Genomic DNA, 17,220 nt, shown 5'->3' on the forward strand with positions numbered 1-17,220 from the left:
GGAAATCATCCAGTGATTTACCTTCGTCTTCAATGGCTTTCTTAATCACTGCTGGAGTACGGCCTTGGCCTGTCCAGGTTTTAGTTTCGCCATTCTCGTCTACATACTTATATTTAGCTGGGCGTGCAGCACGCTTAGCTTTAGTTGTAGCTTTAGTTGCACTCATAGTTTGCAGCAGTTCATTTGGATCAATACCGTCTGCAATAAGCATTTCACGGTATTGGCTCAATTTACGTGTGCGTTCTTCAATTTCAGCTTGTACTTGAGAATCTTCTTCGCGGCGTTCGTTAACGACCACTTCAAGCTTCTCCAGCATTTCTTCTAAAGTTTCAAGAGTGCATTCACGCGCTTGTGCACGCAGAGTACGGATGTTGTTAAGAATCTTTAACGCTTCGCTCATTGTCCTGGTCTCAAATTATAATTGGTGGGGGGGCGTCTGGATAATAATAGAGTGCTATTTTAATTTCTGCAATAGCCAATTTGATTAGCATCCTCGAATTTACGTATTTTATTAGCGAAAAGTTGCTGCTTTCTACTAATAAGCGATGGCGGTTTGTTATTCTCCGTAGTGTTTTTAACGTAAAAGTTCATTTTGCTCGCTAATGACCCTACGCGAAAACATGATTTTCTCACTAAGTTATAAGTTTGCTTTATATCAATAAAGCAAAAATAGACGACTTATCGTGCTAGCGTGTGCAATAACTGATCATGCAAAAAGTGCGATATTGATATAGCTGCGATGAAAGGTTGAGTAAGGTAAAAAAAGCATGCTGTATTGGATTTATCAGGTTCTGACAATATTTGTTATCACTATTTTACCAATTAACCATGGTAATACATTACTTGTATCATTAATGAACCAATCGCGGTACATCCTATCCAACCCTATTGCTATCCCACGCACCTAATCTGGTTAATGTTCAAGCAGCATACGTTCGCTGTATCAATATTGTGAGATTGGTCATGTAATGTACCTAATAATAGCAAGGTGCTTCAAATGAAAGTGTCGGCAGCTACATTAACGCTACCATTACTTAATATAGAAAACAGTAATATAGAGAAGTAGTCTGCTCCTCGTAAAGTCTGAATTTATGATAAACTTGGTACTCGTTGTCATTGTGACCATTTATTATACCACTGGAGTTACGGGCCCATGGCTCAACTTTATTTTTATTACTCTGCGATGAATGCAGGGAAATCCACCGCGCTGTTGCAGTCTTCTTATAACTACCAAGAGCGGGGCATGCGTACCTTGGTGTTTACCGCAGAGATAGATAATCGCTTTGGTGTCGGGACTGTCAGTTCGCGTATTGGCCTGTCCTCGCAGGCACTGCTTTATAATAGTGGAACTTCACTATTATCCATTATTGCCACTGAGCATCAGGAAAAGCCCGTTCATTGTATTTTGCTAGATGAATGCCAATTTTTGACCAAAGAGCAAGTTCAGCAATTGTGTCAGGTGGTGGATGAACTGCATATCCCGGTATTGTGTTACGGTTTGCGTACCGATTTTCTCGGTGAACTATTTCCCGGTAGCAAATACTTGTTGTCGTGGGCTGACAAATTGGTTGAACTGAAAACAATTTGTCATTGTGGCCGCAAAGCAAACATGGTGCTGCGGTTAGACGAACAGGGCAGAGCTGTGCATGACGGCGAACAAGTCGTTATTGGTGGCAACGAAAGCTACGTTTCTGTTTGTCGCCGCCATTATAAAGAGGCGATTAAAGCGGCTTCTCTCCAAAATCCTTCCTAGATACTCATTGTCCACCAAGGATGCCTCACGGGATTTCTTATTGAAGCTGTGGGGTAACTAACCTTTTGCTGAGTTTACGTCATATGAAGCCATACAGCTTTATCCCTCGTATTTATGCGGGGTGAAAAGCCTTGGTTTAACGCTATATCCTGGACTGGGTCATTATTTTGGTTTTATCGCCACATTTTCTACAATTTTACAAAATTAATAAAAGACACGATGTTGATCCTAATGTCTCCTTAATCCATAGTCGATTCGGGGGATGACGTTATAACGCATTAGCTTGGGTATAGCAGGGGTTGGTGGCGATGTGGCAAGCCGTATTGAGATTAGTCAGGGGATTAGATGCGTGGTCCGTAGGAGCGGACTATGGCGATTTGAGCGGTTATATACCAAATGTTTTTAAGTGTGCTTATAAAAAGAAACCCCCAACAGCAATGGCAATTGGGGGCTATATCTTCTGTTGTGTAACCCCCAGCTATAAATGGGGGTTACACATTAAGATTACTATTATTTCTTGGCTTTCTTTTCAGCTTTTGGTGCCGGAGCTGCTGTAACAGCAACTTCTTCACGGTCAAGTTCTTCGCTAAATTCGCGGCCGTAATAAGTATCCATCAAAATCTGTTTCAACTCAGAGATCAGCGGGTAACGTGGGTTAGCACCGGTACACTGGTCATCAAATGCATCTTCAGACAGTTTGTCTACTTTAGCTAAGAAATCAGCTTCTTGAACGCCAGCTTCACGAATTGATGCTGGGATACCCAACTCTGCTTTGATTTCATCTAACCAAGTCAGCAGTTTCTGAATTTTCTGTGCAGTACGGTCGCCCGGAGCACTCAGACCCAGATGATCTGCAACTTCAGCATAACGACGGCGCGCTTGTGGGCGGTCATATTGGCTGAAAGCAGTCTGCTTAGTTGGGTTGTCATTCGCGTTATAGCGAATAACGTTAGAAATCAACATGGCGTTGGCTAAGCCATGCGGGATATGGAACTCAGAACCCAGTTTATGGGCCATTGAGTGGCAGACACCCAAGAAGGCGTTAGCAAAAGCGATACCCGCGATGGTTGCGGCATTATGCACACGCTCACGAGCCACTGGGTTTTTAGCACCTTCATTGTAGCTGGCTGGCAGGAATTCTTTCAGCAGTTTCAGCGCTTGCAGAGCCTGGCCGTCAGAATATTCATTCGCCAATACAGAAACATAAGCTTCCAGAGCATGAGTTACTGCGTCCAGACCACCGAAGGCACATAAAGACTTAGGCATATTCATAACCAGGTTGGCATCAACGATTGCCATGTCTGGAGTCAATGCGTAGTCAGCCAATGGATATTTCTGGCCTGTGGCATCGTCGGTAACTACCGCAAATGGCGTCACTTCTGAACCGGTACCTGATGTGGTGGTTACCGCGATCATTTTCGCTTTCACACCCATTTTCGGGAACTTGTAAATACGTTTACGGATATCCATAAAGCGTAATGCCAATTCTTCGAAGTGGGTTTCAGGGTGCTCGTACATGACCCACATAATTTTGGCAGCATCCATCGGTGAACCACCACCCAGCGCAATGATCACGTCTGGTTTGAAGGAGTTCATCTGCTCGGCACCTTTGCGCACGATGCTCAGGGTAGGGTCCGCTTCTACTTCGAAGAAGACTTCAGTCTCGATACCGTGAGATTTCAGCACGCTGGTGATTTGATCGGCATAACCGTTGTTGAACAGATAGCGGTCAGTCACGATGAAGGCACGTTTTGCACCGTCAGTTGCCACTTCTTCCAACGCGATAGGCAGAGAGCCACGACGGAAGTAAATAGATTTCGGTAGTTTATGCCACAACATGTTTTCTGCTCGCTTAGCCACAGTTTTCTTGTTGATCAAGTGTTTCGGCCCAACGTTTTCAGAGATGGAGTTACCACCCCATGAACCACAACCTAGCGTCAGAGATGGCGCCACTTTGAAGTTGTACAGGTCACCGATACCACCATGAGAGGCAGGGGTGTTGATTAGAATTCGGGCGGTTTTCATTTTATCGCCGAAATACTTAACGCGTGCAGGTTGGTTATCCTGGTCGGTATACAGGCAAGATGTATGGCCGATACCCCCCATTTCTACCAGTTTTTCCGCTTTATCAACTGCGTCTTCAAAACTCTTCGCACGATACATCGCTAAAGTAGGCGACAGTTTTTCGTGAGCAAATGGTTCTGACTCGTCAACAACCTTAACTTCACCGATAAGAATTTTGGTGTTGCTAGGAACTTTAATGCCAGCCATTTCAGCAATTTTAGTTGCTGGCTGACCAACGATAGCGGCATTCAAACCGCCATTTTTCAGGATGATATCCTGAACTGCTTTCAGCTCTTTACCTTGTAACAGGTAGCCACCATGGGAAGAGAAGCGCTCGCGAACTGCGTCGTAAGCTGAATCAACCACGATGATAGATTGTTCAGAGGCACAAATCACACCATTATCAAAGGTTTTTGACATCAAGATAGATGCAACAACACGTTTAATATCAGCGGTTTCGTCAACCACAACAGGAGTGTTACCCGCACCAACACCGATAGCCGGTTTACCTGAGCTGTAAGCTGCTTTAACCATGCCTGGGCCACCGGTTGCCAGAATCAGGTTAATGTCAGGGTGGTGCATCAGTTGGTTAGACAGCTCAACTGTTGGCGCATCAATCCAGCCAATAATATCTGCTGGCGCACCTGCGGCAATAGCGGCTTGAAGCACGATATCTGCAGCTTTATTGGTTGCGTCTTTAGCACGTGGATGTGGAGAGAATACGATACCGTTACGCGTTTTAAGGCTAATTAATGCCTTGAAGATAGCGGTAGAAGTCGGGTTAGTTGTTGGTACGATACCGCAGATTAAACCAATAGGTTCAGCGATAGTAATTGTACCGAAGGTTTTATCTTCTTCTAAAATGCCACAAGTTTTTTCATCTTTGTAGGCATTGTAGATGTATTCAGAAGCAAAGTGATTCTTGATCACTTTATCTTCAACAATACCCATACCTGATTCCTCTACCGCCAGTTTGGCCAGGGGAATACGGGCATCCGCTGCAGCCAGAGCTGCGGCACGGAAGATTTTATCAACCTGCTCTTGAGTAAAGTTGGCATACTCGCGCTGGGCTTTCTTGACGCGTGCTACTAGCTCGTTAAGTTCAGCGACATTCGTTACAGCCATAATGCTCTCCTGATAATGTTAAACTCTTTTAGTAAATGAGCTGTTGAAGCAACTAGTATAGTCAGGCTCTAGTATGCCGTAAGGTCAAATAGAGCTAGTTTTATAGCTTACTTTGCCATTTTTTACCGCTGATTTACTGAAAGAGCTTTTGTTCCACTAAGAATAAGATGAGGGGGAAAATATCATTTTCAACCTTTATACTCTGTTTCTTAGTGAACTTACTCTCTACCACTGCTCAGAGCTTAACTATTCTTAGGTATGTTTTTCGTGATTTAAATCACAAAATCGTCAAGCTGACACCATTCAGCAATTATTTGTTGAGAGTAATTATCATTAACGTGAATAAATTGATAATTCATGACGTTAAAGCTTCATTAACACCACAGGGCATTAACAAGAGTTATCATTTTAAACGGTAAAAATTTACCTTGTATAAATGCTGTTTTATTACATAGATTCCTATGACTAATTCCATTACATTAGCGCGCACATCTGTAGAAGAGCGCCCTAAGGGTGATTTTTAGTGAAAAGAACTGTGGTCAGAGGCTTGAATAATGCAGGTGCCATTCTGCATGGTAGCGACATTATTTTTGTCGCGAATTTTCCAGGCACGGGCCATAAGGTGTGTTGTCTTGGGGCATTAAATTATAATGGCCTGTTATCTGTGACGTTTTTATCAGCTATTGCGCGGAGTGATGTGTGAGTCAATCATTGTTGGACCTTTCAGGTTACATCAAGTTTTTTGTTGGCTTATTTGCACTGGTAAACCCGGTAGGTATATTGCCGGTATTTATCAGTATGACCAGCTATCAGGCAGCGGCTGGGCGGGATAAAACTAACCTGACAGCTAACCTGTCAGTGGCGATTATCTTGTGGATATCCTTGTTCTTGGGGGATGCCATTCTGAAAATTTTTGGTATTTCCATCGACTCATTCCGTATTGCCGGTGGGATTCTGGTCGTTAGCATTGCGATGTCGATGATCAGCGGCAAACTCGGTGAGGATAAGCAGAACAAGCAGGAAAAAACCGAAACGGCGGTCCGTGAAAGTATCGGTGTTGTGCCACTCGCATTGCCACTGATGGCAGGGCCAGGTGCCATCAGTTCAACCATTGTTTGGAGTTCCCGCTATCACAGCTGGCAGAATTTGTTAGGCTTGACGGTGGCTGTGGCCTTGTTTGCGTTCTGTTGCTGGTTGCTATTCCGGGCGGCTCCGCTGCTGGTTCGGCTGTTAGGGCAAACCGGTATAAACGTTATAACGCGTATTATGGGGTTATTGCTGATGGCATTAGGCATCGAGTTTATTGTCACCGGTATCAAAGCCATTTTCCCCGGATTACTTTAATCTATCCCCATATCCCACGGTATGTAGGTCACCGGTATTATTACGGGTGACCTTTGCTGTTTTTCAGCCTGATATTTAAATATCTAAGCATTAATTTAGTGCAGAATATGTATGTAATTTAATCTATTGCACTTAAATGCTGCAATAATGCTATCTCTATAAAGATAATTTGGCTTAAGGCTTATTTACTCATCTTTAATAAATCATTCAGTGACCCTCAGAGTAAACTAAATACGCTATTTGTTGTTAAAATGCTCACATCATTCTGTAGGGCTTGTGCGGAATTTATCTAGGTGTTATTAGTGATTACGCTGTAATCAGTAGGTGTTTATTCTGGCATTAGTGCTAATGTTAACTTTATGTTTCTAGAACGGCTTTTTTGGCATTTTTTTGCCGTGAATTTAAATTTTAAATGATTTTTTTTGAGCTAAATCATAGAGATGATAATTTCTTAGGCGGCTAATTAAGATAGGTAATATCGTTAGTTACTCTATAGAAAAGAGAATTGCTTAACATTTCTGTAAAATTTATTGGCGTCAGATTTCGGGTTCTGTTAGTTTTCGGACAACTTCCCGACAAGAGATTTCTTGTTTTTTAATGAAACTAAACCGAATTTTGATTTTTGGAATAGTTATTGCTAGTCGTTGTGGGCAGCAGATTGACGTAAACCTTGAGAAAAACATCACAAAATCTCGTAAAAGGGCGGTTTGAAATGCAAATAAAGTTTAAGCAACCACCACTGGCAATAATTGGCGCTATTCTGGGTTTGTCATTTTCGGCGGTATCAATGGCGGCGGCAGTTCCGGCCAGTGTGGCATTAGCGATAGATCAGAGTATTACCATTAATAATGGTTCCGAGGTTGCCTCATTAGATCCACATAAGGTTGAAGGCATTCCTGAAACCAATATTATTCTGAATTTATTAGAAGGTCTGGTGAGCAATGATGCTAATGGGCATATAATTCCGGCAGTTGCCACGCGCTGGGATAATGACGGTTATAAAGTCTGGACCTTCCATTTGCGAGATAACGCGGTGTGGAGTGATGGAACTCCGGTCACTGCTCAGGATTTTGTCTATAGTTGGCAGCGTTTGGCTAGCCCTAAAGTGGGTTCACCTTATGCCAGTTATTTGCAGTATGCCCAAATTGAGAATGTTGACAAGGTATTGAAAGGGACCAAAAAACCGGATGAATTAGGTGTTAAGGCATTAGATAGCAAAACCTTGCAAGTGACGCTAACGGAGCCGGTTCCTTATTTTATCAGCATGTTATCTCACACCTCGATGAAGCCGGTTAAGCGTGAGGCTGTTGAAAAGTATGGTGATAAATGGACTCTACCACAAAATTTTATCGGTAATGGCGCTTTTCAGTTAAAAGAATGGGTGGTTAATGAGCGGATTGTGCTGGCGCGTAGCCCGACTTACTGGAATAACAACGAAACGGTCATCAATAAGGCCACTTTTTTACCGATAACGTCAGAAGTCAGTGATATTAATCGCTATCGCAGCGGTGAAATCGATATGACTAACAGTGCCATTCCCCCAAATTTATTTGCCAAAATGAAAAAGGATCTGCCATCGCAGGTTCATATCAGCCCATACCTCTGTACTTTCTATTACGAAATTAATAATAAAAAAGCACCATTCACTGACGTCAGAGTGAGAACGGCAATTAAATTAACGCTGGATCGCGACATTATTGCGACTAAAATTATGGGGCAAGGGCAGATCCCTGCCTATGGCTTTACCCCGACATTTACGGCGGGGGGGAATTTCGCATTGCCAGAATGGGCCAACTGGACTCAAGAACAACGCAATGCAGAGGCGAAAAGAGTGCTTGCCGAGGCCGGTTTCAATGCCCAAAATCCATTAAAGTTTACGTTGCTTTATAACACCTCAGATCAAAATAAGCAGCAGGCGATTGCCGCTGCCTCTATGTGGCAGAAAAACCTGGGTGCCACCGTTACCTTGCAGAATCAAGAATGGAAAACCTCTCTAGAAAGCCGCCATCAAGGGCAATTTGATGTTGCCAGGGCGACATGGTGTGGTGACTACAATGAGCCGACCGCTTTTCTGAATATGCTGCTATCGGATAGCAGCAATAATACTTTCTTCTATAAAAATCCAGCATTCGATGCGCTGTTGGCTAAAACGCTGACGACCTCGAGTGTCGAGGCGCGCGCTGCTTTATATCAACAGGCAGAGAACTTATTGGATAAAGATTCTGCAATGGTGCCGGTCTATTATCGAGTCAGTGTTCGACTTATTCGGCCGACTGTCGGCGGATTTACCGGTAAAGACCCACAAGATTTAGTCGATTTAAAAAATCTTTATATGCGTAAGTTGTAGTAAAAATTAAGTAATAAAAGTTTATCGCAGCAAAACAGACTTATATGTCAATTGTTCACAAGCGAAAATCGTGGTGGCATGACAGCAAATAAGAGACAGACAAGGTAATAGGGATGTATAGCACAGTACCGATTTTAGTCTGATGCTAATACATATAGGGCATTACATGGCCGGGTTCGTTCCCCGCGCAATGTGATTTAAAGATACCTTTTAAAGGTGAAGCTTGCTCAGTCTCTGAGCGACGCAATAATAAAATCTGGAGTAGATATCAGCATGACCAACATCACAAAGAAAACTTTCCTGGCCGCAGGTATCGCTGCTGCTATGGGTATGATGGCTGTGGGAACTGCCTTTGCCGCCAATGTGCCGGCAGGTGTACAACTGGCCGAGAAACAGGTTTTAGTTCGCAATAATGGTTCCGAACCTCAGTCACTGGATCCGCATAAAATTGAAGGTGTGCCTGAATCCAATATTTCGCGCGATTTATTGGAAGGGTTGGTTATTAACGATCCAAACGGCAAGATTCTGCCTGGTGTCGCTGAAAGTTGGGATAACAAAGACTTTAAAGTTTGGACTTTCCATCTGCGTAAAGATGCTAAATGGTCAAATGGTGACCCTGTAACAGCACATGATTTCGTTTATAGCTGGCAACGTCTGGCGGACCCTAAAACAGTTTCTCCGTATGCGAGTTATGTACAATATGCCCATATCGCGAATATCGACGATATTATTACCGGCAAAAAATCACCTGATACCTTGGGTGTAAAAGCGTTAGATGACCATACTTTGGAAGTCACGTTGACCGAACCTGTTCCTTATTTAGATAAACTGTTAGCTCATCCATCCATGTCCCCAGTTAATAAAACTGTGGTTGAGAAGTTTGGTGAGAAGTGGACTCAGCCACAGAATTTTGTCGGTAATGGTGCCTATAAGTTAAAAGATTGGACCGTTAACGAACGTATTGTGTTAGAACGCAGCCCAACCTATTGGGATAATGCGAAAACAGTTATCAATCAGGTTACTTACCTGCCAATCTCTTCTGAAGTGACTGATGTTAACCGCTACCGCAGCGGCGAGATCGACATGACCTATAACAACATGCCGATTGAATTATTCCAGAAACTGAAAAAAGAGATCCCACAAGAAGTTCATGTTGACCCGTATCTGTGTACCTATTATTACGAAATCAATAACCAAAAAGCGCCATTCACCGATGCACGCGTTCGTGAAGCACTGAAACTGGGTATGGATCGCGATATCATCGTGAACAAAGTGAAAAACCAAGGTGATTTACCTGCCTATGGCTTTACGCCTCCGTACACCAGCGGTGCAGAATTGACCCCACCAGAATGGTTTGGCTGGACCCAGGAAAAACGTAATGAAGTGGCTAAGAAGTTGCTGGCTGAAGCTGGCTACACACAAGATAAACCACTGAAATTTAACCTGTTGTATAACACCTCTGATCTACACAAGAAATTGGCTATTGCGGCAGCATCTATTTGGAAGAAAAATCTGGGGGTTGACGTTAAGCTGGAAAATCAGGAATGGAAAACCTTCCTTGATACCCGCCATCAAGGCACTTTCGATGTCGCGCGTGCTGGTTGGTGTGCTGACTATAACGAACCGTCGTCATTCCTGAACATGATGCTATCTGACAGCAGCAATAACACGGTGCATTATAAGAGCCCAGCCTTTGATAAGTTGATCCAAGATACGCTGAAAGTAAAATCTGAAAAAGAGCGTGCCGGTTTGTATCAACAAGCTGAGGTATTGCTGGATAAAGATTCTGCTATTGTGCCGTTGTTCTACTATGTGAATGCCCGCTTAGTGAAACCTTATGTCGGTGGATATACCGGTAAAGACCCACTGGATAATATGCACGTTAAAGATCTTTATATTATCAAGCACTAATATATTAAGGGCAGCCGCTGAATTAGCGTGCTGCCCTTATTGCGTTGATAATATAAAGTCGCAGTAAGAGGCTAAAGGTACAGGCAATGTTAAAATTTATTCTACGCCGCTGTCTGGAAGCGATTCCGACACTTTTTATTTTGATAACCATTTCATTTTTTATGATGCGTCTCGCCCCAGGGAGTCCGTTTACTGGCGAGCGTAATCTTCCTCCTGAAGTCATGGCAAATATTGAGGCAAAATATCACCTCAACGACCCAGTTTATAAACAGTATTTCAACTACTTGGGTCAACTTGCGCATGGCGATCTTGGGCCTTCGTTTAAATATAAAGATTACACTGTGAACGATCTGGTGTCTGCATCGTTTCCCGTCTCTGCGAAGCTTGGTTTTGCAGCATTTTTACTCGCAGTAGTATTAGGGGTTAGTGCTGGGGTCATTGCGGCACTGAATCAAAATACCAAATGGGATTATACGGTAATGGGCTTTGCCATGACTGGGGTGGTCATCCCGAGTTTTGTGGTCGCCCCCTTATTGGTGTTGGTTTTTGCCATTATATTGAAATGGTTACCGGGTGGTGGTTGGAATGGCGGAGCGCCGAAGTTTATCATTTTGCCAATGGTCGCGCTGTCGTTGGCTTATATCGCCAGCATTGCGCGTATTACCCGAGGCTCAATGATTGAGGTTCTTCACTCTAACTTTATCCGTACGGCGCGGGCGAAGGGATTACCACTGCGGACCATCGTATTACGCCATGCATTAAAACCGGCGTTGTTGCCTGTTTTATCCTATATGGGGCCTGCGTTTGTAGGGATTATCACCGGTTCGATGGTTATTGAAACCATCTTTGGTTTGCCGGGCATTGGTCAGTTGTTTGTCAACGGAGCGTTAAACCGCGATTACTCTTTGGTGCTGAGTTTGACCATTTTAGTCGGCGCTTTGACTATTTTATTCAATGCGATTGTTGACGTGCTGTATGCCGTTATCGATCCTAAAATCCGTTACTAGCACTGGAGCACGCCAATTATGTTGAGCAATAAAAATAGCGAAGCTCTGGAAGTTTTCAGTGAAAAACTGGAAGTTGAAGGGCGCAGCCTTTGGCAGGATGCCCGCCGTCGTTTTGTTCATAACCGCGCGGCGATCACCAGTTTGGTGATCCTAATGTTAATTACCCTATTTGTTATTTTGGCGCCGATGTTAGCGCAGTTTACTTATTCGGACACGGACTGGGGCATGATGTCAGCCGCCCCGAATATTGAGTCCGGGCACTACTTTGGTACTGACTCTTCTGGTCGGGATCTGTTGGTTCGTGTTGCTATTGGTGGTCGGATCTCATTGATGGTGGGGGTGGCTGCGGCGTTGGTTGCTGTGGTTGTCGGCACCTTGTATGGCTCTTTATCGGGCTATCTCGGCGGGAAAGTCGATTCACTGATGATGCGCCTGTTGGAGATTCTTAACTCATTCCCCTTCATGTTCTTCGTTATTCTGTTAGTGACCTTCTTTGGCCAGAATATTCTATTGATATTTGTGGCGATTGGCATGGTGTCCTGGCTGGATATGGCGCGTATTGTCCGTGGACAAACATTAAGTTTGAAACGGAAAGAGTTTATTGAGGCCGCATTGGTGGGCGGTGTTTCCACACGTAATATCGTATTGCGCCATATCGTTCCGAACGTGTTGGGTGTGGTGGTGGTGTACGCTTCTTTACTGGTTCCCAGTATGATTTTGTTTGAATCTTTCCTGAGTTTCCTTGGCTTAGGCACTCAAGAACCCTTGAGTAGTTGGGGCGCATTGCTAAGTGATGGCGCCAACTCCATGGAAGTGTCGCCATGGTTGCTGATGTTCCCTGCCGGTTTTCTGGTAGTGACCTTGTTCTGTTTCAACTTTATCGGCGATGGCTTGCGTGATGCCCTCGATCCGAAAGATCGCTGAGGAGTAGCACTATGACGACTATTGATAATCGGTCTGCTGTTCAGCAATCGGCATTGTTGGAAAAAAATAGATTGTTGGAACAAAATAGACAGTTGGAACAAAATATCCTGCTGGATGTAAAAGATTTAACCGTGACTTTTGGTACGCCAGATGGTGATGTAACGGCAGTTAACGCCCTTAATTTTGATCTGCGTGCGGGTGAAACATTAGGCATTGTAGGTGAGTCTGGCTCAGGGAAATCGCAAACAGCTTTTGCTTTGATGGGGTTGCTGGCCAGTAATGGCCGGATAGGGGGGTCAGCAAAGTTTAATGGCCGCGAAATCTTAAATCTGCCGGAAAAACAGTTAAACCGTTTGCGGGCTGAGGAAATCTCGATGATATTCCAAGACCCAATGACCTCGTTGAATCCTTATATGCGTGTTGGTGAGCAGCTAATGGAAGTGCTGCAACTGCATAAAAAGATGAGTAAAAGCGAAGCATTTGAAGAGTCAATTCGCATGCTTGATGCGGTAAAAATGCCAGAAGCACGTAAGCGCATGCGCATGTATCCCCATGAGTTCTCTGGTGGTATGCGTCAGCGGGTAATGATTGCAATGGCGCTGTTGTGCCGCCCTAAATTGTTGATTGCCGATGAGCCAACAACGGCACTTGATGTCACCGTTCAAGCACAAATCATGACGTTGCTGAATGAGCTAAAGCATGAATTCAATACCGCGATTATCATGATCACCCATGACCTTGGCGTCGTTGCCGGAATCTGCAATAAAGTTCTGGTGATGTATGCAGGGCGGACGATGGAGTATGGTCAGGCCCGCGATGTGTTTTATCACCCAAGTCACCCTTATTCTATTGGTCTACTGAATGCGGTTCCTCGTCTTGATGCTGAAGGCGAATCTCTCATGACGATACCGGGTAATCCGCCGAATTTATTGCGCTTGCCGAAAGGTTGCCCATTCCAACCGCGTTGCCAATATGCCATGGATCGCTGTGGCGTGGCCCCGCCATTGGAGCATTTTGGTGATGGCCGTTTACGTGCCTGTTATAAGCCAGTAGGGGAACTAGTATGAATGCCATGACTGAGAAGAAAGTATTGCTAGAAGTGGCTGATCTAAAAGTCCATTTTGATATTCAGGATGGCAAACAATGGTTCTGGCAGCCATCAAAAACACTAAAAGCCGTTGATGGCGTAACATTGCGCTTGTATGAAGGCGAAACCTTAGGTGTGGTTGGCGAATCTGGCTGTGGCAAATCAACATTCGCCCGTGCCATTATTGGTTTGGTGAAAGCGACCAGTGGCAGTGTTTCATGGTTAGGTAAAGATTTGCTGAGCCTGAGTGATGCACAATGGCGCGCGACCCGTAGTGATATTCAGATGATATTCCAGGATCCACTGGCTTCATTAAACCCGCGTATGACCATCGGTGAAATCATCGCTGAGCCGCTGCGAACTTATCATCCCAAAATGTCGCGTCAAGAAATCAAAGATAAAGTTAAAGCAATGATGCTTAAGGTCGGCTTGTTGCCTAACTTGATCAACCGATATCCCCATGAATTTTCGGGGGGGCAGTGTCAACGTATTGGTATTGCTCGTGCATTGATTCTTGAACCGAAGCTGGTTATCTGTGATGAACCGGTCTCTGCTCTTGATGTGTCAATTCAGGCGCAAGTGGTGAACCTGTTGCAGCAATTACAGCGCGAAATGGGCTTGTCACTAATATTCATCGCCCATGATTTAGCTGTGGTGAAGCATATTTCTGATCGAGTGCTGGTGATGTATTTAGGCCACGCAGTGGAGCTTGGGACCTACGATGAGGTTTATCATAATCCACAACATCCCTATACCAAGGCGCTCATGTCGGCGGTACCTATCCCTGATCCTGACAAAGAAAGGGCGAAAGTGATTCAGCTACTGGAGGGGGAACTGCCCTCACCGATTAATCCGCCATCAGGCTGTGTATTTCGCACTCGTTGTCCGATTGCCGGGCCGGAGTGTGCGAAAACCCGCCCACTGTTAGAGGGCAGCTTCCGCCACGCGGTATCTTGTCTGAAAGTCGATCCGCTATAACATTCTGATAGTGATTGTCCAAAAGCAAAACCCCCGTCAGAGAAATGACGGGGGTTGTTATGATTACGGTATTAGCAGCCATGGGGGAAGGGACGTGTAACGATCACTCTTTCCACAAAATATGGCAAAGTTTATGGTCTTTTTCGCGGCACAGAAGAACTCGCGCAAATACATCATTAATCTCTTCACCATCACTATCAGCAAGGCCAATAACAACTTCGGCGAAAAAATCAGGGTTTAAATCAAAATCGACATGTTCTTGCCAATCTTCGGCTGGATCAAATAACTCCGCACCGCCACGCTCTTCAAACTGAAGGTTAAACAATAAAATATCTGCCGGATCGAGATTGTCCCCCGCCAGCTCCAGAAAGATATCGTAAGCCTGCTCCAGTGTTTCATCTTCAGTCAGGCGGTTATTGAGATCCATTAAGCTTGGCTCTTGTCTATTCTGGTCCATTTGCCGATTCCCATTTGTTATTTGCAGATTGCGCTCATTAAAACATTCTCTATGCCGCTTTTACAATTATTATGCTATCTGAAGTCAATAACTCAGAGAATCTACAATAGGTTTACCACCAGCCGCCTCAGTTATTACAGTAACGGGCTGAAAAAGTAGAATAATCGTTCAGTAACTCGATGCCAGAGAGGGCGTTTATTCCACAATTCACCATCTAACAGTACCGAGCGGGCAATGTAGTCGTCCTGAACTTGCGCCAAATCTGCACCAAAACCATCATCATCAATGACCAGCGTGATTTCAAAGTTCAACCATAAGCTGCGCATATCCAGATTGACCGTGCCAACCAAACTTAGTTGACCGTCGACCAGCACACTTTTGCTGTGCAATAGGCCACCTTCAAACTGATAAACTTTAACGCCCGCTTCCAACAATTCAGAGAAGAATGCCCGGCTAGCCCAACGGACCATCATCGAGTCGTTGTCTCGAGGAACAATAATGCTGACATCAACACCACGTTGTGCTGCGGTACAGATGGCATGCAGCAGGTCATCGCTAGGCACGAAATACGGCGTCGTCATGATTAACTGCTCACGGGCTGCATACACCGCCATTAATAATGCCTGATGAATCATCTCCTCAGGGAATCCAGGGCCAGAGGCGATAACCTGAATGGTATGACCGCTCTCTTCTTCAAATGGCATGATATTAGTATCAGGCGGCGGGGGCAGAATACGTTTGCCGGTTTCAATCTCCCAGTCGCAGGCATATACGATACCTATGGTGGTGGCCACCGGGCCTTCCATCCGTGCCATCATATCGATCCATTGACCTACGCCGGCATCTTGCTTGAAAAACCGAGGATCAACCATATTCATGCTACCGGTATAAGCAACATAATTATCAATCAACACAATTTTACGGTGTTGACGCAAATCCATTCGGCGCAGAAAGACCCGGAACACATTGACTTTGAGTGCTTCGACCACCTCAATCCCAGCATTGCGCATCATCGCCGGATAGGGGGTGCGAAAGAATTGTTGGCTACCGGCGGAGTCCAGCATTAATCGGCAATGAACACCGCGGCGCGCTGCCGCCATTAACGATTCGGCAACTTGATCAACCAAGCCACCAGGCTGCCAGATATAGAACACCATCTCGATATTGTGACGGGCCAGTTCAATGTCACGTACCAGTGCTTTTAATGTGTCATCGGTGGTGGTCAATAACTGTAATTGATTACCTTTAACGCCGCTGATGCCTTGGCGGCGTTCACATAACTGGAATAATGGGGTAGCGACTTCGCTATTTGAAGTGGCAAAAATGTGTTGGCAGTCTTTCAGTTCACTTAACCAGCGAGCAGTGGATGGCCACATCGCTTTTGCTCGCTCAGCACGGCGTTTGCCGAGATGAAGTTCACCAAATGAGAGATACGCAATTATCCCAACTAACGGCAGAATATAAATAACCAGCAGCCATGCCATCGCCGAAGGAACGGCTCTGCGTTTCATCAGAATACGCAATGTTACCCCGGCAATAAGCAACCAATAGCCAAAAACCGAGAGCCAACTGATTACGGTATAAAATGTTGTCATAAGGGCGGAAGTCCTGTTCACAAACGGTCACTAAAGAGTGTACGCACAGTATTGCAAAGGCGAAACCTTTAATCAGATATATTACTGGATAAAATCTTTTAAGCTAAAGGACTTGCAACGGGTAATTAAATATTTAACGGGATTTTTTTGATCTTTCCACGCTGAGCTAAATAAACTATTTGGACTAAACCCGCGATTTCGCCGTGCAGCGGCTTGGCTCACAAGATGAAAGGTTTATAATAGCCCAGTTCTCAGCTTTGGAAGAATTGTTTCATGAGACGGAGTAAGAATGAGGTGGGCCGTTGGCGTATGCTGCGGCAAAATCAGCGCCGAAGAAATCGCTGGCTTGAAGGTCAATCACGGCGCTATCGCCATATCTATTGTGTCAGGCAGCTCCACGAGCATCAGCATCGTCGGGCGCTATTGTTCACTGTGGCTTATGAATGGTAGTCCGCTGTGGTAGTAATAAAAACAGTCTCTTTATGAGGCTGTTTTTGTTTTAATCATAGTAAACACTGAGCTTTTATTAACTTCTCACCACAAAATATCTCATATTATACTTGCCGGAACTGGGCTGTTGCAGATGAGTTTGTCAATAATTTGTTGCTGGCGTTAAATTCTGGAATGA

The 17,220-nt window shown here is 44.7% G+C and carries 13 protein-coding genes; 9 read left to right on the forward strand and 4 right to left on the reverse strand.

Features of this window, described 5'->3' with window-relative positions; translation table 11 throughout:
• On the reverse strand, nucleotides 1-400 hold a 400-nt coding region (gene hns / locus V1952_RS12695), incomplete at its 3' end, for a histone-like nucleoid-structuring protein H-NS (protein WP_420074850.1).
• A gap of 753 nt (nucleotides 401-1,153) precedes the next feature.
• Here hns and V1952_RS12700 point away from each other — a divergent pair.
• A complete protein-coding gene (locus tag V1952_RS12700; protein WP_372558957.1) occupies nucleotides 1,154-1,753 on the forward strand; it encodes a thymidine kinase in 600 nt (199 codons plus the stop codon).
• A 510-nt stretch (nucleotides 1,754-2,263) separates the two neighbouring features.
• Here V1952_RS12700 and adhE read toward each other — a convergent pair.
• On the reverse strand, nucleotides 2,264-4,942 hold the full coding sequence (gene adhE, locus V1952_RS12705) for a bifunctional acetaldehyde-CoA/alcohol dehydrogenase (RefSeq protein WP_372558958.1): 2,679 nt from the start codon (nucleotides 4,940-4,942) through the stop codon (nucleotides 2,264-2,266).
• 699 nt (nucleotides 4,943-5,641) lie between these two features.
• On the opposite strand from adhE, the gene V1952_RS12710 reads away from it, so the two are divergent.
• The 7 genes from V1952_RS12710 to oppF all read left to right on the forward strand — a co-directional run bounded on the left by V1952_RS12710 (nucleotide 5,642) and on the right by oppF (nucleotide 14,540).
• On the forward strand, nucleotides 5,642-6,286 hold the full coding sequence (locus V1952_RS12710; RefSeq protein ID WP_050101351.1) for a YchE family NAAT transporter: 645 nt from the start codon (nucleotides 5,642-5,644) through the stop codon (nucleotides 6,284-6,286).
• 712 nt (nucleotides 6,287-6,998) lie between these two features.
• Nucleotides 6,999-8,633, forward strand: coding sequence for an ABC transporter substrate-binding protein (locus tag V1952_RS12715; RefSeq protein ID WP_420074851.1), 1,635 nt, complete (start codon nucleotides 6,999-7,001; stop codon nucleotides 8,631-8,633).
• 273 nt (nucleotides 8,634-8,906) lie between these two features.
• The gene (gene oppA, locus V1952_RS12720; protein ID WP_372558960.1) at nucleotides 8,907-10,544 is read left to right on the forward strand and encodes an oligopeptide ABC transporter substrate-binding protein OppA; all 1,638 of its coding nucleotides are present in this window, start codon (nucleotides 8,907-8,909) and stop codon (nucleotides 10,542-10,544) included.
• An 86-nt stretch (nucleotides 10,545-10,630) separates the two neighbouring features.
• Nucleotides 10,631-11,551, forward strand: coding sequence for an oligopeptide ABC transporter permease OppB (oppB, locus tag V1952_RS12725; RefSeq protein ID WP_083158944.1), 921 nt, complete (start codon nucleotides 10,631-10,633; stop codon nucleotides 11,549-11,551).
• A gap of 15 nt (nucleotides 11,552-11,566) precedes the next feature.
• Nucleotides 11,567-12,475 (forward strand): oligopeptide ABC transporter permease OppC, encoded by a 909-nt coding sequence (gene oppC, locus V1952_RS12730; RefSeq protein WP_083158943.1) that lies wholly within the window; start codon nucleotides 11,567-11,569, stop codon nucleotides 12,473-12,475.
• A gap of 11 nt (nucleotides 12,476-12,486) precedes the next feature.
• On the forward strand, nucleotides 12,487-13,542 hold the full coding sequence (locus V1952_RS12735; protein WP_372558961.1) for an ABC transporter ATP-binding protein: 1,056 nt from the start codon (nucleotides 12,487-12,489) through the stop codon (nucleotides 13,540-13,542).
• Entirely contained in the window at nucleotides 13,539-14,540 is a 1,002-nt protein-coding gene (gene oppF, locus V1952_RS12740) for a murein tripeptide/oligopeptide ABC transporter ATP binding protein OppF (RefSeq protein ID WP_372558962.1), read from the forward strand. The genes V1952_RS12735 and oppF overlap by 4 nt, the downstream gene beginning before the upstream one ends.
• A gap of 103 nt (nucleotides 14,541-14,643) precedes the next feature.
• Here oppF and V1952_RS12745 read toward each other — a convergent pair whose 3' ends face one another.
• Nucleotides 14,644-14,967, reverse strand: coding sequence for an HI1450 family dsDNA-mimic protein (locus V1952_RS12745; protein WP_032819973.1), 324 nt, complete (start codon nucleotides 14,965-14,967; stop codon nucleotides 14,644-14,646).
• Nucleotides 14,968-15,131: 164 nt separating this feature from the next.
• On the reverse strand, nucleotides 15,132-16,592 hold the full coding sequence (gene cls, locus V1952_RS12750) for a cardiolipin synthase (protein WP_083158940.1): 1,461 nt from the start codon (nucleotides 16,590-16,592) through the stop codon (nucleotides 15,132-15,134).
• 273 nt (nucleotides 16,593-16,865) lie between these two features.
• Between cls and V1952_RS12755 the strand changes: the two genes are divergently transcribed.
• Nucleotides 16,866-17,042 (forward strand): YciY family protein, encoded by a 177-nt coding sequence (locus V1952_RS12755; protein WP_071843552.1) that lies wholly within the window; start codon nucleotides 16,866-16,868, stop codon nucleotides 17,040-17,042.
• Nucleotides 17,043-17,220: the final 178 nt, after the last annotated feature.

Source organism: Yersinia sp. 2542 StPb PI (genome assembly GCF_048593855.1).
GTDB classification, from domain to species: Bacteria; Pseudomonadota; Gammaproteobacteria; order Enterobacterales; family Enterobacteriaceae; genus Yersinia; species Yersinia enterocolitica_E.

What these genes read in the sequence shown, in the direction of transcription:
- V1952_RS12700 (WP_372558957.1), top strand. Translation starts at nt 1,154, where the DNA reads ATGGCTCAACTTTATTTTTATTACTCTGCGATGAATGCAGGGAAATCC.
- adhE (WP_372558958.1), bottom strand. Translation starts at nt 4,942, where the DNA reads ATGGCTGTAACGAATGTCGCTGAACTTAACGAGCTAGTAGCACGCGTC.
- V1952_RS12715 (WP_420074851.1), top strand. Translation starts at nt 6,999, where the DNA reads ATGCAAATAAAGTTTAAGCAACCACCACTGGCAATAATTGGCGCTATT.
- oppA (WP_372558960.1), top strand. Translation starts at nt 8,907, where the DNA reads ATGACCAACATCACAAAGAAAACTTTCCTGGCCGCAGGTATCGCTGCT.
- oppB (WP_083158944.1), top strand. Translation starts at nt 10,631, where the DNA reads ATGTTAAAATTTATTCTACGCCGCTGTCTGGAAGCGATTCCGACACTT.
- V1952_RS12735 (WP_372558961.1), top strand. Translation starts at nt 12,487, where the DNA reads ATGACGACTATTGATAATCGGTCTGCTGTTCAGCAATCGGCATTGTTG.
- oppF (WP_372558962.1), top strand. Translation starts at nt 13,539, where the DNA reads ATGAATGCCATGACTGAGAAGAAAGTATTGCTAGAAGTGGCTGATCTA.
- V1952_RS12745 (WP_032819973.1), bottom strand. Translation starts at nt 14,967, where the DNA reads ATGGATCTCAATAACCGCCTGACTGAAGATGAAACACTGGAGCAGGCT.
- cls (WP_083158940.1), bottom strand. Translation starts at nt 16,592, where the DNA reads ATGACAACATTTTATACCGTAATCAGTTGGCTCTCGGTTTTTGGCTAT.
- V1952_RS12755 (WP_071843552.1), top strand. Translation starts at nt 16,866, where the DNA reads ATGAGACGGAGTAAGAATGAGGTGGGCCGTTGGCGTATGCTGCGGCAA.